The 20,805-nt window shown below is 67.6% G+C and carries 16 protein-coding genes and 1 pseudogene; 9 read left to right on the forward strand and 8 right to left on the reverse strand.

Translation table 11 applies throughout. The features are described 5' to 3' along the window. Positions 1 to 2,072, reverse strand: a pseudogene (locus AAC997_RS11110) (hypothetical protein); the annotation flags it as partial. A 245-nt stretch (positions 2,073 to 2,317) separates the two neighbouring features. On the opposite strand from AAC997_RS11110, the gene AAC997_RS11115 reads away from it, so the two are divergent. Further along, entirely contained in the window at positions 2,318 to 3,649 is a 1,332-nt protein-coding gene (locus tag AAC997_RS11115; RefSeq protein ID WP_340645765.1) for a GNAT family N-acetyltransferase, read from the forward strand. Between the two features lie 62 nt (positions 3,650 to 3,711). On the opposite strand, the gene AAC997_RS11120 is transcribed toward AAC997_RS11115, so the two are convergent. Then, entirely contained in the window at positions 3,712 to 6,222 is a 2,511-nt protein-coding gene (locus tag AAC997_RS11120; RefSeq protein WP_340645766.1) for a TonB-dependent receptor, read from the reverse strand. 727 nt (positions 6,223 to 6,949) lie between these two features. Between AAC997_RS11120 and AAC997_RS11125 the strand changes: the two genes are divergently transcribed. From AAC997_RS11125 to AAC997_RS11135, 3 genes are all read left to right on the forward strand, one after another. Continuing rightward, on the forward strand, positions 6,950 to 7,444 hold the full coding sequence (locus tag AAC997_RS11125; RefSeq protein ID WP_340645767.1) for a RidA family protein: 495 nt from the start codon (positions 6,950 to 6,952) through the stop codon (positions 7,442 to 7,444). 466 nt (positions 7,445 to 7,910) lie between these two features. Beyond that, complete coding sequence (locus tag AAC997_RS11130) at positions 7,911 to 8,366, forward strand: hypothetical protein (RefSeq protein WP_340645768.1); 456 nt, start codon at positions 7,911 to 7,913, stop codon at positions 8,364 to 8,366. 74 nt (positions 8,367 to 8,440) lie between these two features. Further along, complete coding sequence (locus AAC997_RS11135; RefSeq protein WP_340645769.1) at positions 8,441 to 10,546, forward strand: 3-hydroxyacyl-CoA dehydrogenase NAD-binding domain-containing protein; 2,106 nt, start codon at positions 8,441 to 8,443, stop codon at positions 10,544 to 10,546. 3 nt (positions 10,547 to 10,549) lie between these two features. On the opposite strand, the gene AAC997_RS11140 is transcribed toward AAC997_RS11135, so the two are convergent. Then, positions 10,550 to 11,623 carry a histidine kinase dimerization/phosphoacceptor domain -containing protein gene (locus AAC997_RS11140; protein ID WP_340645770.1) on the reverse strand — a complete coding sequence of 358 codons (1,074 nt, stop codon included), beginning with the start codon at positions 11,621 to 11,623 and terminating at the stop codon, positions 10,550 to 10,552. 226 nt (positions 11,624 to 11,849) lie between these two features. Here AAC997_RS11140 and AAC997_RS11145 point away from each other — a divergent pair, with 226 nt between their 5' ends. Next, positions 11,850 to 12,329, forward strand: a complete 480-nt coding sequence (locus tag AAC997_RS11145; RefSeq protein WP_340645771.1) for a MarR family transcriptional regulator — start codon at positions 11,850 to 11,852, stop codon at positions 12,327 to 12,329. Here AAC997_RS11145 and AAC997_RS11150 read toward each other — a convergent pair whose 3' ends face one another. The 5 genes from AAC997_RS11150 to AAC997_RS11170 all read right to left on the reverse strand — a co-directional run bounded on the left by AAC997_RS11150 (position 12,330) and on the right by AAC997_RS11170 (position 17,754). Then, positions 12,330 to 13,340: a DUF2891 domain-containing protein gene (locus AAC997_RS11150; protein WP_340645772.1), complete on the reverse strand. Its 1,011-nt coding sequence runs from the start codon at positions 13,338 to 13,340 to the stop codon at positions 12,330 to 12,332. Continuing rightward, a complete protein-coding gene (locus AAC997_RS11155) occupies positions 13,321 to 14,271 on the reverse strand; it encodes a DUF979 domain-containing protein (RefSeq protein ID WP_340645773.1) in 951 nt (316 codons plus the stop codon). Before AAC997_RS11155 ends, AAC997_RS11150 begins: the two co-directional genes overlap by 20 nt. Next, positions 14,268 to 14,933: a DUF969 domain-containing protein gene (locus AAC997_RS11160; protein ID WP_340645774.1), complete on the reverse strand. Its 666-nt coding sequence runs from the start codon at positions 14,931 to 14,933 to the stop codon at positions 14,268 to 14,270. The genes AAC997_RS11155 and AAC997_RS11160 overlap by 4 nt, the downstream gene beginning before the upstream one ends. A gap of 65 nt (positions 14,934 to 14,998) precedes the next feature. After that, positions 14,999 to 16,207 (reverse strand): thiolase family protein, encoded by a 1,209-nt coding sequence (locus AAC997_RS11165; RefSeq protein ID WP_340645775.1) that lies wholly within the window; start codon positions 16,205 to 16,207, stop codon positions 14,999 to 15,001. Beyond that, positions 16,204 to 17,754, reverse strand: coding sequence for an AMP-binding protein (locus tag AAC997_RS11170; protein WP_340645776.1), 1,551 nt, complete (start codon positions 17,752 to 17,754; stop codon positions 16,204 to 16,206). Before AAC997_RS11170 ends, AAC997_RS11165 begins: the two co-directional genes overlap by 4 nt. Positions 17,755 to 17,888: 134 nt before the next feature. On the opposite strand from AAC997_RS11170, the gene AAC997_RS11175 reads away from it, so the two are divergent. From AAC997_RS11175 to AAC997_RS11190, 4 genes are all read left to right on the forward strand, one after another. Continuing rightward, a complete protein-coding gene (locus tag AAC997_RS11175) occupies positions 17,889 to 18,113 on the forward strand; it encodes a cytochrome P450 (RefSeq protein ID WP_340645777.1) in 225 nt (74 codons plus the stop codon). After that, positions 18,113 to 19,285, forward strand: a complete 1,173-nt coding sequence (pobA, locus tag AAC997_RS11180; RefSeq protein ID WP_340645778.1) for a 4-hydroxybenzoate 3-monooxygenase — start codon at positions 18,113 to 18,115, stop codon at positions 19,283 to 19,285. The genes AAC997_RS11175 and pobA overlap by 1 nt, the downstream gene beginning before the upstream one ends. A gap of 61 nt (positions 19,286 to 19,346) precedes the next feature. Then, the gene (locus AAC997_RS11185; RefSeq protein ID WP_340645779.1) at positions 19,347 to 20,027 is read left to right on the forward strand and encodes a 4-carboxy-4-hydroxy-2-oxoadipate aldolase/oxaloacetate decarboxylase; all 681 of its coding nucleotides are present in this window, start codon (positions 19,347 to 19,349) and stop codon (positions 20,025 to 20,027) included. Further along, a partial coding sequence (locus tag AAC997_RS11190) for a PrpF domain-containing protein (RefSeq protein WP_340645780.1) occupies positions 20,027 to 20,805 on the forward strand: 779 nt, incomplete at its 3' end. The genes AAC997_RS11185 and AAC997_RS11190, both read left to right, overlap by 1 nt.

The raw sequence follows: 20,805 nt of genomic DNA on the forward strand, positions 1-20,805 counted from the left end.
GAAGCGCCCTGGCCCGAGACGGTGAGGGCGCCGCCCTTGGCGTTGGTCGCCGTCACCAGGCCGCCATTGCCGGCGTCGCCGCCGGAGCCGCCCGAGACGCTGATCCAGCCACCGGCCGAGCCGCCGTTGCCGCCGCCGCCGCCGATGCTTTCCAGGAACATGGCGTGGGCGCGCGCGCCCTGCGTGGTGATGGTCCCCATGTTGCTGAGGGTCACCGTGCCGCCGTTGGGGCAGACGAAATAGACCCTGCAGCGGGCCGACTCCGCCGTGCCGCCGTTGCCGGCGTCGGAGTAGAAGACCCCGTCGGAGGAGCCGCCGTCGCCACCGACCCCGCCCAGGCTCTGGCCGAACATGCCGTAGGACTCCTGGCCCTTGGTGGCGATGGTCCCGGTGTTGGTCATGGTGATGACGCCGCCGGGGGCCGAGGCCCCGCCCTTGCCGCCCTGGCCTACGAAGATCGAGTCGCCGTCCCCGCCGTCGCCGCCCTTGCCCGCCAGGGATTGGCCCAGCATGCCGTAGGCGCGGTCCCCGGAGGTCTTGAGAGTTCCAGCGTTGGTGAGGGTGACGTCGCCGGTCAGGCCGCCGTCACCGCCGGTGGCGCCGGCATAGGCGTTGTTTCCGCCGCCGCCCTGTCCGCCCTGGCCGCCGAGGCTGAAGCCCGCCACCGCGTGGGCGCCGTCGCCCGAGGTGGTGATGGCGCCACCGGAGGTAATGTCGACGCGCACGGCGCCTGAGTCGCCGCCGCGGCCCCCGGCGTTGGAGCTGTCATCGACGCCTGAGGCGCTGTCGCCGCGCGAGCCCTCGCCCCCCAGGCTGCGGGCGAGCACGCCATAGGCCTTGGTTCCAGTTGTGACGATGGCGGACTTGATGGTGACCAGGATGCGCCCGGCGACGCCGCCGGTGATGTTGGGGCTGTCATTGATGGACCGGCCGCCGACGCTCTCGGCCAGCACGCCGTGGGCGCCGGACCCGGAGGTGGTGAGCCCGCCGGTCGTGACCACGGAGACCTCACCGCCACGGCCCCCCTGCACGCCAAGGCCGCCGATGCTGAGCGCGGCGATGGCGGGCGAGCTGACGCCGCCCGTCGTGATCGCCGCGCGGTTGTCGACGGTCACCGGGCCGCCCGCGCCGCCATTGGTGTAGACGGGAAGGTCGAAGAGCCCGAGATTGATGCTCCAGACGCCGGCGCCGCCCAGGGACTTCGCCAGCAAGCCCGCAGAATAGTCGCCGGTGGCGCCGACAGCGGCGGTGTTGCTCAGGTTGACGGTTCCCCCCGGCTCCCCATCACCGAAGCTGAAGGCCCCGCTTCCCTGGCTGGCCGCCCGGATGGTCCCGGTCAGGGTGTCGAGCATCTCCTCCGGTTGGGGCGGCGCGTCGAGATAGGTCAGGGCGTTGGTCTGGACAGCGATATAGCCCAGCACGTAGGGAGCGAGCTTGGTCTTGTCGGGGACGCCGCCGCCGAAGATGCAGGCGCCGAGATTGACCTGGCAGTGGAAGCTGAAGAGAGCGGCGGTGGCCGCCGGGCTGGTGTCGCCGTTGATGGCGGCCAGGGCCTGAGTCGCAAAGGTCAGGCGGCTTTGGGCGTTGTTGCGCTCACCCACCCGGTTGAAGGTGAAGGCTCGCGATTGGGCGACGAGGCCGCTGGCGGCGGTCGCTGGGGTCGCGTTGGTGATGTCGAGATTGGCGCCGGGCGCGGCGGCGGCGGCCAGGGGGCTGACGGCGTTCATCAGCAGGGCGACGGCTGCGGCCCGGGCGATGAGCCTTCGCGCGGTCTCGTCGAGGCGTCGCGCCCGACGGGCGGCAGGTCGGGAGATCGAGACCACAGCGCCTGACGGCAGATTGCGAACTGCGATTTCCAGGGCCTCCAGAGCCAGGTAGAGCCGCTGATTCGCCTCGGTGGCGGGGCTGCCACCCACCAGGCGGCGGAGGGCCGACAGCTCGGCGAGTGTCCCGGAAAGCTGCTGGCGAAGGGCCGCCGCGGCGGCGGGGTCGGCGGCGTCTGCCAGGAGGCGTTCGCGCAGAACCGCAAGCGCCTGCGCCAGCCGCAGCAGCGTCTGCGTCCGTTCCGGCATGAAGCTAACCCCCGACACCCCGCCCCAGGGGAGTTCCCAAGACGGCTAAATCTACCCCTGTTATTCAGGGGTCTGGCTTCGCAACCGGCAATTGGCGAATTTTGGGAAGGGATTCGCTCGTCAGCGTTGCGGGGTTTCGCCTGTTGAGCGAGTGGAGGGCGGGTATGCCGACTAGCAATGTTTTTGAGGACCCGTTCGATCTGGGCGGATGGCCACCGCGACTGAGCCTCGAGGAGATCGCAGAGATGCGGGCTCATCCCAATTTCCCCGCCGCCTTTCTGGCCGCCGAACATACCGCCCAGCCCGCCTTGACGCTGGGACCGCTTCGCACCCTGTTCAAGGATCGCGGCAGCCAGACCATCGGCACCCTAGCCCTATGCCTCCACGACACCGAGGAAGGCCTGACCGCGGGCCGTCTCACGCGGATGTGCGTGGAGTCCGGCATTTGCAGCGCCGGCCGGGTGGAGAGCTACCTGGCCCTGATGCGCCAGCGCGGCGCGCTAATTCCGCTGGCCAGGAGCTCGGGGCTCTCGATCCGCTACGGTTTCAGCGAGGACTATCTGAGCTGGTTCCGGGACTATCTGCGCCACGGGCTCCAGGCGCTGGCCCTGGTCGACCCCCCATCGGCGGCGGTGATGCCGCTGATGGACGGCGCGGACTTCTTCCATTTTTCCCGCCGAATCCTGGCCAGCGCCAGCGTCAATCCACCCCTCACCTACCCGGGCCTCGGTCCTGAACTTCTGTTGTTCGCGCAGCGGGACGCGGGCCTGGCGATCCTGTCGGACCTGGTGGCCGGACAGTTGGCCTCGGGGCGTGGCGCGGCGCCGGTCTCGGTCGCAGATCTCGCCCGGCGGCATGGCGTGTCGCGGGCCCATGTGCTGAAGCTGCTGCGGGACGCTGACGAGGCTGGAGCCTTCGCCTGGAAGCCTGACAAGCGCACGGTGACCTTGCCGGCCTGGCTGCTCGATCGTCTGGAGCACGGGGTGGCCGTCGCTCTTCTGAACCGCCGCTACGCCGCCCACGCGGTGTTGGCCGCGCCGCGCGGAATGCTGACCGTCCGTCCGGCGGTTCCGGCCGACATCGAGACCTTGCGCGCCCTGATGGAGCAGGCGATCCGCATCCATCTGGCGGCCTATCTGCCGCCGGAGGGGGTCGCGGCCTCCTTCGAGATCATGGGTCTGGACACTCAGCTGATCGAGGACGGCACCTATTTCGTGGTGGAGGCCGGTGGCCGGATCGCCGGCTGCGGCGGCTGGAGTCGGCGGGCCACCCTGTTCGGCGGTGATCACAGCGCGGGCCGGGACTCCGGGCTGGTGGACCCGGCCACCGAACCCGCCCGTATCCGGGCGATGTACACCCATCCCGACTTCGCGCGTCGTGGCGTGGGTAAGTTGATCCTGGACACCTGCGAGGCCGCCGCCGCCGCAGAAGGCTTCGGGCGCTGCGAGATGGCTGCGACACTTTCGGGCGAGCCCCTCTACCGCGCCACCGGTTATCGCACCCTCGAGCATTTTGAGGCCGAGACCTCGACGGGATTCAAGGTGCCTCTGATCCGCATGGGCAAGACCCTGGTCTAGGGGGTCGCCTACGAAAAAGGGCGGCCCTTGGGCCGCCCTTCCACGCTCTCCGAAGGCCTGGGTTAGAAGGCGTAGGTCACGCGGCCGTAATAGTAGCCGCCGTTGATGCCGAACGGCGAGTAGCTCGGATACTGCCCCACGCAGCCGCTGCCGGAGGCGACGCAGGCGGCCTGGAACTGAGCCGAGAGCTTGTCCGGATACTTGTTGAACAGGTTGTTGGCGCCGATCGAGACGGTGACCGCATCAACGAACTGGTAGGAAACTTCCAGGTCGGTGATGGCGGTTGTGCCGATCGAGGTCTGCTGGAGCGGGCCGGTGCCGGGGTCCGAGAGCGACGAGGACTTGCCATAGACGGTTTCGGTCAGGTTCACCGTCAGCGCGCCGAAGGAATAAAGCGCGTTCAGGCCGACCTTGTACTTCGGAGAAGCCTTTTCCAACAGGTCCCTGGCGTTGCCGGCGAACAGGGTCTGACCCGCCGGATAGGGAACGCTGGGGGTGGTGAGCGCCGCCGGCGGCGCCTTCACCTTGGTGACCTTGGTGGTGTTGTAGTTGCCGCTCAGGCTCCAATCGATCCGCCCGTATTCGCCCAGGTCGGTGGGATAGGAGATGACCAGATCGACGCCGCGCGAGCGGGTGTCGAGGCCATTGGAGAAGATGTTGATCCCGGTGGTGGTGACGGTGGGGTCAAGCACGTTGCCGTTGGCGATGATCGCGGCCAACACCTGGGGAGAAGCCAGGACGCCGTTGCGGGTGCCGTAGAGCGCGCTGGAGCCGAAGATGCGGTCCTTCAATTCGATCTGGTAGGCGTCGAGGGTCAGGGTCATGGCCGGGATCGGGTGAGCCACGATGCCGACGCTGTAGTTGGTGGATTCTTCCGGCTTCAGGGCGTCGATGCCCAGCAGACGGGCGGCCGGCGAGTTGGGCGCCAGCTGCACGAAGGCCGAGGTCGGAGACACGTTGGTGGCGGAATAGAAGGACTCCGCCAGGGTCGGGGCGCGGAAGCCGGTGCTGGCCGTCCCGCGGACCGCAACATAGTCGTTGAAATCGTAGCGGCCGGTCAGCTTGGCGACGGTGGTTTCGCCGAAATCGCTGAAGTGTTCGTAGCGGATGGCGGCGTCGATCTGCAGGGCCTCGACGGGGGAGACCGCCAGGTCGGCATAGATCGCCCAGCTGTCGCGGCTGTGCTTGCCGGCGTCGGTCAGCGCGAAGCCGGGATAGGATTGCGAGCCTTCCTTGTAACGCGAACCGGGTTCTCCGGCGCCGATCTCGTAGGTTTCGTGCCGGTTTTCAAAACCGAAGGCCGCAGCCAGCGGAGTCGCCAGACCCACCTCGAACTCCTTGGAGATGTCGAGGTTGTTGGTCAGCTGGGTGGTGGTCCAGGACCCGGCGTGGAAGGAGGTAGGCGAGAAGCCCCTTGCCGTCAGGGTCGAGGTGTCGGCGTAGAGGCTGGCATTGATGGAGTCCTCGACGCGGACCTCGATTTCATCGACGCCGTAGGTGGAGCTCAGATCGAAGTTCCAGCCAGCGGCGACACCCGAGATGCCGATGGTGCCGGCATAGTCGTCTTCGATGATGCGCTCGCGCGGACTGAAGCCGAGGGGATAGGGCCGGTCGGCGGCGCCCTGCTTGCCCTGGACGCGGTTGTAGCGGCGGTAGTTTTCGTAGGCCGAGGCGTCCTTGTGTCCGTAGGAGCCGAAGGAATAGACCTCGAGGTCGTCGGTGATCGAGACGCCGCCGTTATAGGCCAGGTTGCTCAACCGATACTCGGCGTCGCCGGAAATCAGGTTGAGGTTGGGGAAGCCCGGGATGGTGCTTTCATAGGCGAAGTGGGCCGCCGAGTAGCTCGGGCTGGCTGGGTTGGACACGCGCTGGTCGGCCAAGCCTCGGTTGCTGAAGCCGTGGTACTTGGTCTCGGCGGTCAGGTTCAGATAGCTGTTCTCGGTGGGCGCGACGCCGATGTTGAAGGAGATGGCGGCGGTCTTGCCGCCCTCGTCCATGTATTCACCGCCGGTGGCGGAGATCGAGCCGCCCGCATCCGCCTTCTTCAGGATGACGTTGATGACGCCGGCGATGGCGTCGGTGCCGTACTGGGCGGCCGCGCCGTCGGTCAGGACTTCGATCCGGCCGATGGAGGCCATGGGGATGAAGCTGAGGTCGGTGGCCGCCGCACCCTGATAGGCGCCCGACAGGACGGCGAAGTTGGCGGTGGTGTGCCGGCGCTTGCCGTTGATCAGCACCAGGGCGTGGTTGGGAGACAGGCCGCGCAGGCGCGCCGAAAGGGTTAGGTTGGCGGTGTCTCCTCCGAACGCCTGAGCGTTGAAGGAGGGGACCAGGTTGGCGAGGCCGACGCGCAGGTCGGTCTGGCCCGTCCGGGTCAGGGCGGCGGTGTCGACCACCTGAACCGGCGCGGCGCTGTCTTCGACCTTCAGGCCCGTCTGGCGCGTGCCGGTGACGATGACTTCATCGACTTCGGCCGTCCCGGCGGCCAGGGTCTGGGCCGAAGCGGCCCCTGCGATCAGGACAGAGGCGAGAGAGACGCTCGCCAGCCATGCGTTGCGGGTGTTGGATTTCATCTTGAGAGGCCCCCTCATCATTCACGGCTCAAATCGGCCGCAAGGTTCCCCGCGCGCCTGTGTGCTCAGGCGCCGGGATGTTTGCGGACGCTCCGGGGTTGGGCTTTGGCCCTTAATCCCAGGTATTCGTCCAGAATTTTCAGATGTGATTTACTCAAGATTCGCGAGGATGACCGCGAGATGCCCGACCATAACGATCGTATCAGGGTGATAATCTGTAGTTGAGATACTCATACCGATGACCTCGCGCAAAAATTGAGATCGCCCGTATGGCCGTTTCCTCTTTCGTTTCTATTTTTTGAAATTCTTCAAATGTCATCCGTACGAGTTCTTCGTAAGGATTAATCTGACAGTAAGACGTCCACACGAATCCTACTCTCTGTCAACGAGACGAGGGCGAGGCATCACGGTCTCGCCATATTTTGTGTGTTCAGCGCTGATTATGCGCGATATTAGGGCATAAGGTCCCACCAAGACGCCAAAATTCCGAACACCCGGTCGTCGAAAACAGGTATCGACTCTATGGGTGGGTGCGATGACTGCAAAGTAACTGAGCGGCGCCTGCCCGCGCTTTAGTCAGTCAGGGTCTTTTTCGGGCGATTTGGGGTGCTCGACGTCATCGGAACGCGCGTCGCGGCGAACGGCATGGCTTGAACATCATCGCCCGCCTGACCCAAGGTGGAGTCGATCCGCCGACCGCCGGCGTCCACATGAAGGAAACCTTCCGATGCGCAGACTGATCCTGGCCGCCCTCCTGCCTGTTCTGGCCGCTGCCGCGCCCGCCTTCGCGGCCGACGGCATCGTGCGGGTGGGGACGCCCACCGGCGCCATTCTGCAGGCCGCTGTCGTGCCCGCTGGCTACGACACCATCTATGTGAGCGGCATGACGCCGCCGGCGCTGAACGCCGGCGCGCCCGCCGGGACCCCGGTGGAGTTCGGCGACACCAAGACCCAGACCATCGGGGTCATGAAAAGGATCGAGGAGGTCCTGAAGGGCCAAGGCTACACCATGGGCGACGTGGTGATGATGCGCGTCTACCTCGTGGGTGACCCGGCCAAGGACGGTAAGATGGACTTCGGCGGCATGATGGAGGGCTACAAGCAGTTCTTCGGTTCGGCTGAGCAGCCCAACAAGCCGGCCCGCGTGACCATGCAGGTCGCCGCCCTGGTGGCGCCTGGCATGATGGCCGAGATCGAGGTGCAGGCCGCCAAGAAGAAATAGGCGCCTAAGAACAGGGCAGCGCCGCCTGTGTGATGCGGGCGGCGTTTCGCTGCCGGCTAGACCGCGCCGGACGCCTTGAGCGCGGTGACTCTCGCCGCGTCGTAGCCCAGGTTCGCCAGGATCTCTTCGGTGTGCTGGCCAAGCGTCGGGGGCGGCCCAGGTCGAAGCCGAGATTGAGGGTGGCCGCCTGACGGTCCGTTCCCGGCAGGTCGAAGCCGGCCCGCAGGGGCCGACTGGCCACATGGGCGTTGTCGGCGACATCGCGCTGATCACGCCCATCTATATGCGCTCGGGCATGCACGTGATGAAGACCCAGGGGGCGTCCACGTCCTGGCGATCCAGGGCGGCAACCTGCCCAATGTGCTGACCCGTGACAAACCGGTGCGGGGCTTGGCCGACCTTCGGGGCCTGCGCCTGCGCGCGCCCAGCGAACTTACCCCGGTCTTGCAGTCCCTGGGGGGTCGACGTGGCGCCCATGCCGATGGGGGAGGTTTATTCGGCCATCTCCAAGGGGGTGGTGGACGGTGTCGTAGCGCCCGCCGACGCGGTGAAGTCCCTGCACTTCAACGAGGTGGCCCGGCACCTATCCCTGCTGCAGGTCGCCCGCGGCGCCTATCCGGCCCGAGCGATGTCCGACACGTGCTGGAACGCGCTGAGCCCTGACCTGCGCAGGATCCTGACCGAGGCCACGCCGGTCTGGCAGGCGGCGCTCGCCCGCGAGGTCCGCGAGGCCGAGGCCGAGACCGAGGGGATGTCTATCCTAACCGTCGACCCTGCCGAGCAGGCGCGGTTCGACGCGGCCTATGACGCCGAGGCGCTGAGGAGCGCGCGCCGGCTGGCGCAGTACGGCGCGCCCGCGGAGGCCATCTATCGCAAGGCTCGCGCGGTGATCGCGCAGGGGACGCCGGTCAAGGCTTGCTAGGTCCTGCGTCGCAATGTTAGGCAGCAATAGAAACCATTTGCCTAGCTTACAATAAGCGACCCTGGGGAGCCTTCATGAGCAGCACCGTCAGCTTCGACGTCCGTGGCGACGTCGGCGTGATCGTCATCGACCGGCCCCCGGTGAACGCCATCGATGTCAGCGTCCGCGACGGGGTCTGGAAGGCCCTGGACAAGGCGCTGGGGGAACCGGCCGTGAAGGTGATCCTGCTGGCCTGCGCCGGCCGCACCTTCCTCTCGGGCGCTGATCTCAATGAGCTGAACGGGGCCATTGAGGCGCCCACCTATTACGACACCCTCGATCGCCTGGAGGCCTCGCCGAAACCGGTGGTGGCCGTCCTGCACGGCACGGCCATGGGCGGCGGTCTGGAGACGGCGCTCGCCTGCCACTACCGCGTGGCGGTGGCTGACGCCCGCATGGGAATGCCGGAGATCACGCTCGGGATCGTCCCGGGCGCCGGCGGCACCCAGCGCATGCCGCGCCTGATCGGCGCGCGCGCCGCCCTGGAAATGATGATCGCCGGCGCGCCCATCGACGCCGCCAAGGCTAAGGCGCTGGGGGTCATTGACGCCATAATCGAAGGCTCGCCCATCGAGGGTGGTCTCACCTACGCCCAGCAGCTCGTCGACGAAGGCGCGCCCGTGCGGCGCACTGGCGACCGCGCCGTGGACACAGCCGGCTTCTCCGATTCCGAGATCGAAGCCTACCTGGCCAGCCAGGCCCGGGCGCTGAAGGGCCGCACCACCCAGTTCCGGACGCTCGAAGCCATCAAGGCGTCTACCAAGCTGCCGCTGGGTGACGGCCTGAAGGCGGAGGACGTCATCTCCCAGGCCTCGCTGAAGGACCGCGAGGGCCTGGCCCTGCGCCACATCTTCTTCGCCGAGCGTGAGGTCGGGAAGATCCCCGGCCTTCCCGCCATGGACCCCGAGCCTATCCGCGCCGCCGCTGTCGTCGGCGCCGGCACGATGGGTGGCGGCATCGCCATGAGCCTGGCCAATTCCGGCGTCCCCACCGTGCTGATCGACGTCAGTCAGGCGGCTCTGGACCGGGGCATCGCCGTCGTGCGCGGCAACTATGAGGTCACCGTCCAGCGGGGCCGTATGACGCCTGCCGAATTGGAGCAGCGCATGGGTCTGATCACCGGCGCCGTGGGCCTGGAGAACGCCAAGGGCGCCGACGTCGTCATCGAGGCGGTGTTCGAGGACATGGACCTCAAGAAGAAGATCCTCGCCGAACTGGACAAGGTCACCCCGCCCCACACCATTCTTGGCTCCAACACCTCGACGCTTTCCGTGACTGAGCTCGCCTCCGTCACCAATCGTCCGGAGAAGGTGGTGGGCCTGCACTTCTTCTCACCGGCCCACGTCATGCGTCTGCTGGAGATCGTCAGGGGCGGGGCGACCTCCTCCCAGACCCTGGTCACCAGCCTGGAGATCGCCCGCAAGCTGAAGAAGATCGGCGTGGTCTCCGGCGACGCCTTCGGCTTCATCGGCAACCGGATGATGCAGGAGGGCTATTTCCGCGAGGCCGAACAACTGCTGCTGGAAGGCGCCGGCGCGGCCCAGATCGACTCCGCCGTTGAGGCGCTCGGCTTCGCCATGGGTCCTAACAAGGTCAACGACATGGCGGGGGTCGATGTGGGCTACAAGGTCCGCGAGGAGCTCTTCAAGCACCAGACGCGGCCCGGTCCCTATTTTGTGGTTTCCGACGCGCTGGCCGCCCAGGGCAAGTTCGGTCAGAAGACCGGCGAGGGCGTGTTCCTCTATCATCCGGGCGATCGCACCGCGCACCCGAACCCGGCCACCGAGGCCCTGATCGCCCAGCTCGCCGCCGACCGCAAGATCGCGTCGCGCAAGATCACCGACGCCGAGATCCAGGAACGCTGCATGCTGCCGCTGGTGAACGTCGGCGCCCAGCTTCTCGATGAGGGGATCGCCTATCGCGCCAAGGACATCGATGTGGTCTGGACCTCGGGCTACGGCTTCCCGCGCCATCTTGGCGGCCCGATGTTCTACGGCGACACCCTCGGCCTGGCCCATGTGCTGGAGCGGGTGGAGCACTATCACAAGCTGCTGGGCCACTACTGGAAACCCGCCGATCTGCTGGTGAAGCTGGCCCGCGAGGGCGGCAGTTTCGAGGCCTACGACGCGCGCCAGAAGTAGGCGTCAGGCGGCCTGCGGGAGCGCGGCCGTGGCGGCGTGGGTGATGCAGACGCTCACGCCCTCCACGGAATGAACCTCCAACGTGGCGCCCAATTGCTTGACCAGGGCGTCGACGATCACGGTGCCCAGGCCGCCGTGCTTGCTCGGCGGCAGGTCGGCGATCTTGCCGATCCCGTTGTCGGCCACGGTCAAGGTCCAGCTTTCGCCTTCGCCGCCGAAGAAGGTGATCAGCACACGGGCGTCGGCTCTGGGCGTCGGAAACGCGTATTTCACCGCATTGATCATCAACTCGGTGACAATCAGTCCGATGCTGACGGCCTTGTCCGACCCGATCTCGCTATGGTCGGCGACAACCTTCAGTTCGATGGGCTGATCCTCGCCGATCATCGACTTGGCCAGGCTGGCGCAGAGCTTGGTGAGGTAGCCGCCCACCTCGATCTTGTCGACGCCACCTGAGGCGTGGAGATGGGCCTGGACCTCGGCCACCGACATCACCCGCTGGTGGGCGTCACGCAGGTGCCGGCGGGTCTCCTCGGAATTCACGGCGCGGGCCTTCAGCATCAGGATGCTGGCGATGATCTGCAAGCTGTTGGCGACCCGGTGCTGCATCTCCTGCAACAGGGTCTGCTGCTGGGCCAGAAGCTCCTCTGTGCGTTCGAGCAGTTCCTCCTTCTCCCGCTCGATCAGCCGCCGGGCGGTGATGTCGGTGAAGGCCAGCAGGATGGTTGTGTTGGTGCTGCGCTCATAGATCACCTTGCGGGCGTTCAGCAGCATGGTGCGGGGCCCGAGCCCCGGGAAGTCGTGCTCCACTTCGAACCCGTCCATCGCCGCCCGCTCGGGGATGATGGTCTCCAGCAGGACGCGCAGGGCCGGGATGTTCCACTGGCCATCGCCCAGCGAATAGAGCGGCCGGCCCATGGTGTGCTCAGGATCGACCTGGAAGGTGGCGTAGAAGGAGCGGCTGGCCGCCAGCACATGGAACTGCGCGTCCAGCACCAGCAAGGGCTCATGGATCGTATCGACGATCGCTTGGGCAAGCGTCTGTGCGTCTTCGATTCCCTGAAGGGATGTGGGCATGGGCGGGCGACAGGTCCGATCCCGGACGCCAGGATTCTCTGCGATCGACCGAGAAAACAGGTCAACACTCCAGCTGTACGCCCTCCGTCCTTGACTGTCGTGAAGTTGTTTCTTCTGTCGGCTTCGTCACTTAATCGTCGAGACCCGAATTTGGGCGTCTAGGCCCGGCGACGCTGCACTGCAAACAATCGTTTGTCCCACGTCGTTTGCCCGGTATCGTTGAGACATGAGCGACATTGATCTCCTCGCGGCCGAATCGGGCTTGGCCAATGACGGCAAGCTCGACCTGGACGGCCTGCCCGACCTCTTGGGTTTCCATCTGCGGCTGGCGCACGTGGCCGTCTATCGGGACTTCACCAGCGCCTTGGCGGGCCTGGACCTGACCCAGAAGCAGTGCGCGACCCTGCAGTTGATCGGCGCCAACAAGGGCGTCAGCCAGGTGGACCTGGCCGCCACCCTGGGCACTGACCGGGCCACCATGATGGCCATGATCGACCGCCTGGAGCAGCGCGGCTTCCTGATCCGCCGCCGCTCCACCGAGGATCGCCGACGCCAGGAGCTCTATCTCACCGAGGCCGGCGAGAAGATGCTGATCGACGCCAAACAGGCGATCGACGAGCACGAGCGCGGCTTCAAGGCCCGCTTCACCGCCGCCGAACTGAAGACCCTGGTGGCGGCGCTCAGCCGCATCCACAAGCAGGTCTGATCAGGCCGTCAGCGCCAGCAGGGCGAAGCTCGCCAGCCAGTGCTCTCCCATATAGTCGCCCGCCACATGGGGCAGGCTGGCCGCCAGGTGGCGGTCGGCCGCCGCGTGGGCCACCGCCCGCAGAGGATCGTCGGGCCCCAGACTCGTGGATATGGCCCGCCAGCACCAGGCGCGGCTGAGGTTGAGGCCGTCCAGATGGGCGATCTTGCCGTCGCTGCGGTCGCTGACCGTGGCGGGGTTGAACAGACTGGCCGGCGCGCCCTTGGCGGCGTCAGGCAGGAAGGCTGAGAACCAGGCCTGGAATTCCGCCGCCGGCAACAGTGTCCGCATGGCCTGCGCCTCTACCAAGGTCGGCGACAGGAAGTCGTCGCCGGAGGGTTCCCAGGCCGCGGCGTCGCGGTCGTCGCCGTACCAGGAACGGGCAGTGCCGCGCAGCAGGGCTTCGAGGGCGGCGTCTTCCATCGCCTTGGCGTAGTCAGCCGCGAGCGCCAGGGCGAAGGCGGTGGAATTGTGGACGCCGGTGCGCACTGGATAGGTGGCCTTGGGCAGGTAGGTGCGGAAACGCTCGGCGAAGGCTTCGGCCAGCGGCGCGAGCCTGCGCGCCCAGATCTGGTCCTCGTGGCGCATCAGCTCGGCCTGCAGCCTCAGCAACCAGGCCCAGCCATAGGGTCGCTCGAAGCCCCGGCTGGACGGGCGGTCGAGATAGGCGCGCTCGGCTTCCACATTCGCCGCCGTGAAGGCGCCGGCGAACAGGTCATCGATGGCGGCGGCCTCGGGGATCTCCGGGTGCAGCCGCCGCACCGTGGCGAGCGTCCAGTAGCCGTGGACGCAGGAGTGCCAGTCGAAGCTGCCGTAGAAGATCGGGTGCAGCGCGCGAGGCCCCACCGCGTCGCCGGGACCCTCCAGGACGTGGTCCATCTTGTTGGGATATTCGCGGGCGACGTGGCCCAGGGCGATGCGGGCGAAGCGCGAGGCGATCTGCGGCGTCAGGTCAGCGGAAGGCGAGGACATACATCAGCACCATGTTGGCGAGCAGCAGGGGCGCGGCCGTGGGGATCTGGGCGCGGATCACCGCATGGCGGTCCTTCAGTTCCAGCAGGGCGGCGGGCACGATGTTGAAGTTGGCGGCCAGCGGCGTCATCAGGGTGCCGCAGAACCCCGACAGCATGCCGATGGCGCAGACCACCGCCGGGTCGCCGCCGAACTTGATGATCAGGAAGGGCAGGCCGACGCCGGCCGTCATCACCGGGAAGGCCGCGAACGCGTTGCCCATGATGATGGTGAACAGCGCCATGCCCAGGCAGTAGACGGCGACCGCCGCCAGGTGTCCGTCCATGGGGATCGCGGTGGTGACGAGATCGCCCACCACCTTGCCGACCCCGGCCAAGGCGAAGACCGCGCCCAGCGCCGCCAGCATCTGCGGCAGCAGGCCCGCCCAGCCCACGGTGTCCATCAGCCGCCGGCCCTCCTGGAGCGGGCTGATGATCGGCTGGCGCAGCAGTACGAGCGCCGTGATCACCGCCATCACTGCGCCGAGCGCGAGCGAGATCAGGGTCGCCTGCTTGGCCTGGAACAGGGGCGTCCCACCGATGGAAACGTGCTGCAAGGCGAGTGTGCCGATCAGGACGGTGGCGGGGATCACCAGGGCCGGGATGAAGAGCCGATTGCCCCACTTCTCCGCCGACAGCTTGCGGGCCTCCGGCGAACCGTCGGGCTCGCCCCGGCCCAGGCCTCCGATTCCGGAGATCAGGGCCATGCACAGCACCAGGACCCCGTTCCCCAAGTCCCCCAGCCAGTCGCCCGCCAGGAAGCTGACCGCGAACAGGCCCCAGAAGCCGGTGTTCATCCAGCGCTTGGGGTTGGTGGCGTCGCGCGCGCTCAGCACCGCGAAGGCGGCGAAGACCAGGCCGGCCAGCAGATAGACGACGCCGAGCTTGATCATGCCCCACGCCCCTTCAGCTTGCGCTCGAACAGCACGAGCCGCACGGAGTGGATGACGAAGGCGACGATGGCCGTGGGGATGGCCCAGATCGAAAGGTGCAGGGGCTCGATGACGATGCCGCTCTGGGCCAGGAAACCCACCATGAGCAGGATCGAGCCGATGGCCAGGAAGATGTCCTCGCCGAAGAACAGGCCGATGTTGTCGGTGGCCGCGGTCATGGCCCGCACGCTTTGGCGGCTCTCGTCAGGAAGCTCCCCTGTCTGGCTCTCCGCCGCCGCCTCGGCCATGGGGGCGACGATGGGCCGGATGGTCTGGGCGTGGCCGGCGATGGAGGTGAGGCCGAGCGCGGCGGTGACCTGGCGGAACAGCAGGTAGCCGATCAGCAGCCGGCCCAGGGTGACGGATCTGAAGCCCGCGATCAGGCCCCGCGCCCGCTCCTGCAACCCCGCCCGCTCCAGCACCCCGATGACCGGCAGGACCAGCAGCGCGGCGCTGACATAGCGGTTCTCGTTGAAGGCCTTGCCGAAGGCGGCCAGCACCTCGAGCGGCGCCAGACCCGCAGCCATGCCGGTGAGCACGGCCGAGACCATCACCACCAGCAGCGGATTGAAGCCGGCCGCGAAGCCCGCCACCACCACCGCCACCCCCAACAGGATCAGCATCCGCGCCGCCTCCGGTACGACTCATCGCAAAGGATCAGTCGTACCCCAAAGAATCGGCGTCGGCGCTAGCGGCTGGAGACCTCCACCACCACGGCCATCGAACTGTCGCCGGCCGCGCAGCCCTGGAAGAGGCCAAGCCCGCCGCCCTTGATGGCCAGTTCCTCGATCATCTCGACGATGGCGCGCAGGCCGGTCGGCCCCTGGGGGTGGCCCCAGATCAGCGAGCAGCCGTAGTTGTTCATGCCCATCACATCGATCCCCATGGCCTTGGCGAAGGCCAGGTCGTTCACGGCGAAGGGGTTGTGCGACTTGATGGCGGCGATGTCGCCGATCTTCACGCCGGCGTGGTCCAGCGCCCTCTGACTGGCGGCGATGGGGGCTTCAGGCATGAACTTCAGGTCGGCGCGCGACTGGCCAAAACCGCGCAGGGTGACCTTGATGGACGGGTCCTTGGAGAGCTCCTTGGCCCGGTCGGGATGGGTCAGGATCAGGCCGACATTGCCGTCGGCCGGATGGGTCTGGCTGCCGAAGGTGACGGTGCCGCCCTCCTGCGTGGGCTTGAGCCTGGCCAGACCTTCGGCGGTGGTGGCGAAGACGCCCTCGTCACCGGCCATCACGGCGTCCTCGCCCTTGAAGTTATGCTTCGGCACCGAGAAGGGCAGGGTCATGTAGCGGCGCTGGAAGGCGTGGTCGTCGGCGAGCGCGTCCTGATACTGGGCGTAGCGGCGCAGGGTGACCTCGTCCTGCTCTTCCTTGGTGATCTGGAACTTGCGCGCCACGTTCTCGGCAGTGTCGAGCATGGAGTGCCCGGCGATGGCGTCGTGCATCATGTTATAGGTGACCTGGTCCTCGGACTGGCCATAGCCGCCAGGCCCCTTGGGCGCGGGGTAGTAGATGTGCGGGCCGTTGGAGCAGCGGTCGGCGGCGATCAGTAGGGCCTGGTCGGCCAGCCCCAACTGGATCTCCGAGGCGCCGGCGAACACCACCCGGGCGCCGGTGGCGCAGACCTGGTTGATCATGTGGCCCGGCGTGTGGGTCGCGCCGATCTCATAGAGCGGCCAGGGCGCGCCATAGAAGGACTGATACTGGGTGTTGGTCATGCCGAAGACACCGGTGTCGAAGCTCTTGGGGTCGATCTCGCGCTCGGCCAGCCAGCCCTTGGCCACGTGGGCGGCGAACTTCATGGCGTGCAGGTGCTGCAGCGAGCCCTGCCACTTGGCGAAGGGGGTCGACCAGTAGGCGCCATAGGGGATTTCGACGCGATCAAAGCTCATAGGGACTCCGGTTGGCTGTCGGCGAAGGCGCGCCGAAGGATGTCTTTTTGGATCTTGCCCGAGGCGGTGCGGGGCAGGTCGGCGATGAAGCGGACGTGGGCGGGGCGCTTGTAGCGGGCCAGCCGGCCGTCGCACCACGCCATCACCGCGGCGATGTCGCAGGCGTTTCCGGGGCGCAGGACCACATAGGCGCAGCCGGCCTCGCCCCAGCGGGGATCGGGCACGCCCACCACGGCGGCCTCGGCCACCAGGGGCATTTCGGCCAGGGCCGCCTCGACCTCGGCGGGATAAACATTCTCGCCGCCGGTGATGTACATGTCCTTCCAGCGGTCGACGATGAAGTAGTAGCCGTCCTCGTCCTGGCGCGCGGCGTCGGCGGTCTTGAACCAGCCGCCGGGGGCGAAGGTCTTGGCGGTCGCCTCAGGCTGGTTCCAGTAGCCGGGCATGACCGAGGGCCCGCGCAGCCAGACCTCGCCGGGTTCGCCAGGCTTCACGTCGACGCCGTCACGGCCCACCAGGCGGACCTCGATGGCGGGGGCGGCGATGCCCGCCGAGCCCACCTTGGCCCGGGCGATTTCCGGGTCCAGGGGTACGCCCAGCACCGTGCCGTTCTCGCTCATCCCGTAGCCGTTGGAGGGGCGCACGCCGGCGTCGATCAGGGCCAGGGTCACAGGGGCGGGCATGGGCGCGCCGCCCGTGAAGAGTCGCAGGCCGGCCAGGTCGGCGTCGGGGAACCCGGGATCGTCCAGCAGGGCCTGGGCCATCTGGGGGACGCAGAAATAGTGGCTGACCCCGAGCGCCGGGTCGGAGAGGCGCTGCAGGGTCTGCGGCGGGGCGAACCGGTCGGCCAGATGCACCGTGCCGCCGGTGAAGAAGCTGCCCTGCAGGATGGCCAGCAGGCCCACCACATGGAACAGCGGCACGTCGCACAGCATGGCGTGGTCGGCGCAGAGCTCCCCCACCTGGCTGTAGTTCACGGCCGAATAGAAGGCGGTGCGCGGGGTGACGATCACCCCCTTGGGCCGGCCTGTCGTGCCCGAGGTGTAGAGCAGCATCGCGGGCGCGGCGGGGTCGATCAGACCCGGCTCGGCCACGGGCTGTGCGGCGGCGAGCGCTTGCGCGAAAGGATCGTCGCCCGGCGCGATGCGCAGGATATTGGCCACGGCCACCCGGGCCAGAGCGGTTTGCGCCTCGGCCTCGAACTCGGCTTCATAGATCAGAAGTTCCGGGGCGGCGTCCTCCAGCAGGACTGCGAGTTCGGGCCCGGCGAGGCGCCAGTTCAGCGGCTGGAAAACCGCCCCAGCCCGCGGGCAGCCATAGAAGAGGGTGATGTGATGGGCCCCGTTGCGCGCCAGGATCGCCACCCGCGCCCCGGGGCCGCTCAAGGTCGCCCGCAGATAGGATTCGCAGCGGCGCAGTTCGGCTTCGAGGCCGCAATAGGAGAGGGCGCGGCCGCTGGACAACTCCTGCACCGCCAATTTGCCGGGCCGGGCCTGGGCCTGGCGATGGATGAAATCCCGGGCCAGCCAGGGGTCTTGCCCGCTCATGTCCTCCCCCTTTGTCACCGGTTCCCACCTCTTTTTTCAACCGGCTCTGGACGCGGGCCCACTGAACCGGCAAATTGTTTGCAACACATACTACTTGAGAGAGCCCTGCGCAAAGGGGTCTTCGGGGAAACGCCATGACTGACCGGCCATCCGACTTCGATCCGCGGGCCCCGGAGACGTTCGCCTTCGGCATGGGGCCGCACGCCTGCGCGGGCTCGGCCCTGGCGCGGGTGGAACTGCGGGTGGCGCTCGAGGAACTGCTGGCGAGGACCACGCGGTTCGAGGTCAACGGCGAGATCAAGCCGACCCGCTTCCCGGAGATCGGCGCGCTGAACGTGCCCCTGAGGTTCACGGCCTGATGCGAACTCAGGTCGCCATCATCGGGGGCGGACCCGCGGGTCTTCTCCTGCAGCAACTGCTGCATGTGGCGGGCGTGACCAGCGTGGTGCTGGAGCAACGCAGCCGCGACTATGTCGAGGCTCGCATCCGCGCCGGGGTGCTGGAGATGGGGACGGTCGGCCTGCTGGAACAGGTGGGCGTCGACGGCCGGATGGCGCGGGAGGGCCTGATCCATGACGGATTCGCCCTGGCTCTGGACGGCGAGATACATCGCATCGACCTGAGGGACCTGACCGGCGGATCGACCGTGATGGTCTACGGTCAGACCGAGGTGACCAAGGACCTGATCGAGGCGGCCATCGCGCGCGCGACCCCGTTGGTGTTCGAGGCCGAGGGGGTGGCCCTGCATGGGCTCGACACCGATGCTCCCTTCGTCACCTACACCAAGGACGGCGTGAACCAGCGGCTGGACTGCGACTTCGTGGCCGGCTGCGACGGCTATCACGGGGTCAGCCGAACCTCGATTCCGGCCGATGTGCTGAAAACCTATGAGAAGGTCTATCCCTTCGGCTGGCTGGGCATCCTGGCCGATGTGCCGCCTTGCGATCATGAGCTGATCTACTCGAACCACGAGCGGGGCTTCGCCCTGGCCTCGATGCGGTCGAACCTCCGCAGCCGCTACTACATTCAGGCGCCGGTGGACGAGGACCTCGCCGCCTGGCCCGATGAGCGGATCTGGGACGAGTTGGCCCTGCGCCTGGGGCCCGCCGCCGCGGCCGGCATGACGCGCGGTCCCTCCCTCGAAAAGTCCATCGCCCCCCTGCGCAGCTTCGTGGCCGAGCCGATGAGCTGGGGCCGGCTGTTCCTGGCCGGGGACGCCGCCCACATCGTGCCGCCCACGGGCGCCAAGGGCCTGAACCTGGCGGCTTCGGATGTGCATTATCTCGCCGAGGCTCTGACGGGATTCTATGCCAACGGGGCCGCCGACGGCCTCACGGGCTACTCCGCCAAGGCGCTGGCGCGGGTGTGGAAGGCCGAGCGGTTCTCTTGGTGGTTCACGGGCCTGACCCACCGGTTCCCCGACACCGACGACTTCAGCCGGCGGATGCAGCGGGCCGAGATCGACTATATCGTCGGGTCCCACGCGGCCCAGGTCACGGTCGCTGAAAACTATGTGGGCCTGCCCTATTGATCGATGGGCCCAATCATTCTTTACGAACTACAGAAAAAACAACGACTTAGGTGGCTGGAAAATGGCGATCGTCGTTCGAAACATCCCGCGCGCGGACTCCGCGGCGATAGATGCGCTGGCGGAATTCGGTGTCGCGACGGCCCATGAAGCGCAGGGCCGGATCGGTCTGTTGGCCTCCTATATGCGGCCGATCTATCGCCCCGCGAAGGTCGCCGGCTCGGCGGTGACCTGCGAGGTCGCGCCCGGCGACAACTGGATGATCCACGTGGCGGCGGAGCAGTGCAAACCCGGCGACATCCTGGTGGTCTCGCCCACCAGTCCCTGTGAGGACGGCTATTTCGGCGACCTGCTGGCCACGTCGCTGCGGGCCCGCGGGGTGCGCGGCCTGATCATCGACGCCGGCGTCCGCGACATCGCCTACCTGACGGAGATGGGCTTCCCGGTCTGGTCCAAGGCGGTGTTCGCCCAGGGGACCGTCAAGGAAACCCTCGGCAATGTGAACACGCCGGTGGTCTGCGCCGGCGCCCTGATCAATCCGGGCGACGTGATTGTCGCCGACGACGACGGGGTCTGCGTGGTGCGCCGGGCAGACGCCGCCGCCGTGGCCGAGAAGGCCCGGGTGCGCGAGGCCAATGAGATCGAGAAGCGGGCAAGACTGGCCGCTGGAGAGCTGGGTCTGGACATCTACAAGATGCGCGAGCGCCTGGCCGAGAAGGGCCTGGTCTGGGTGGACGAAGCCTGATGCAGACCGCCATCCCATGCACGGTGATGCGGGGCGGGACCTCCAAGGGGCTCTACTTCCGCGTCGAGGACTTACCGGCCGATGTCGCCACCCGCGACGCGGTGCTGCTGGCGGCCATGGGATCGCCGGACGCCCGCGAGATCGACGGCATGGGCGGCGCCCATCCGCTCACCAGCAAGGTCGCCGTCGTGGGGCCGCCGACCCGGCCTGACGCCGATGTCGATTACCTGTTCCTGCAGGTGGTGGTGGACGAGCCCAGGGTCGATCCGGGCCAGAACTGCGGCAACCTGCTGGCCGGGGTCGGGCCCTTCGCCATCGAGACCGGCCTTTTCCCGGCCAAGGACGGCGTGACCGAGGTCCGCATCCACATGGTCAATACCGGGTCCATCGCCGTGGCCACGATCCAGACGCCGGGCGGGGTGGTGCGCTACGACGGGGACGCGCGCATCGATGGCGTGCCTGGCACGGCCGCCCCCATTCCCACCGATTTCCTGGATGTGGCGGGCTCAAGCTGCGGCGCCCTGCTGCCCACCGGAAACGTCCGCGACGTCATTGGCGGGATCGAGCTCACCGCCATCGACAACGGCATGCCGGTGGTGGTCATGCGCGCCGCCGACTTCGGCAAGACCGGATACGAAACGCCCGAGGCCCTGGAGGCCGACGCCGGGCTCAAGGCCCGCGTCGAGGCGATCCGGCTGCAGGTGGGGCCGCTGATGAACCTCGGCGACGTGGCCAAGAAGACTGTCCCCAAGATGTGCCTGGTGGCGCCGCCCCAGCA

Origin of the sequence: Phenylobacterium sp. (genome assembly GCF_037968635.1) — a bacterium.
Classification (GTDB): Bacteria; Pseudomonadota; Alphaproteobacteria; order Caulobacterales; family Caulobacteraceae; genus Phenylobacterium.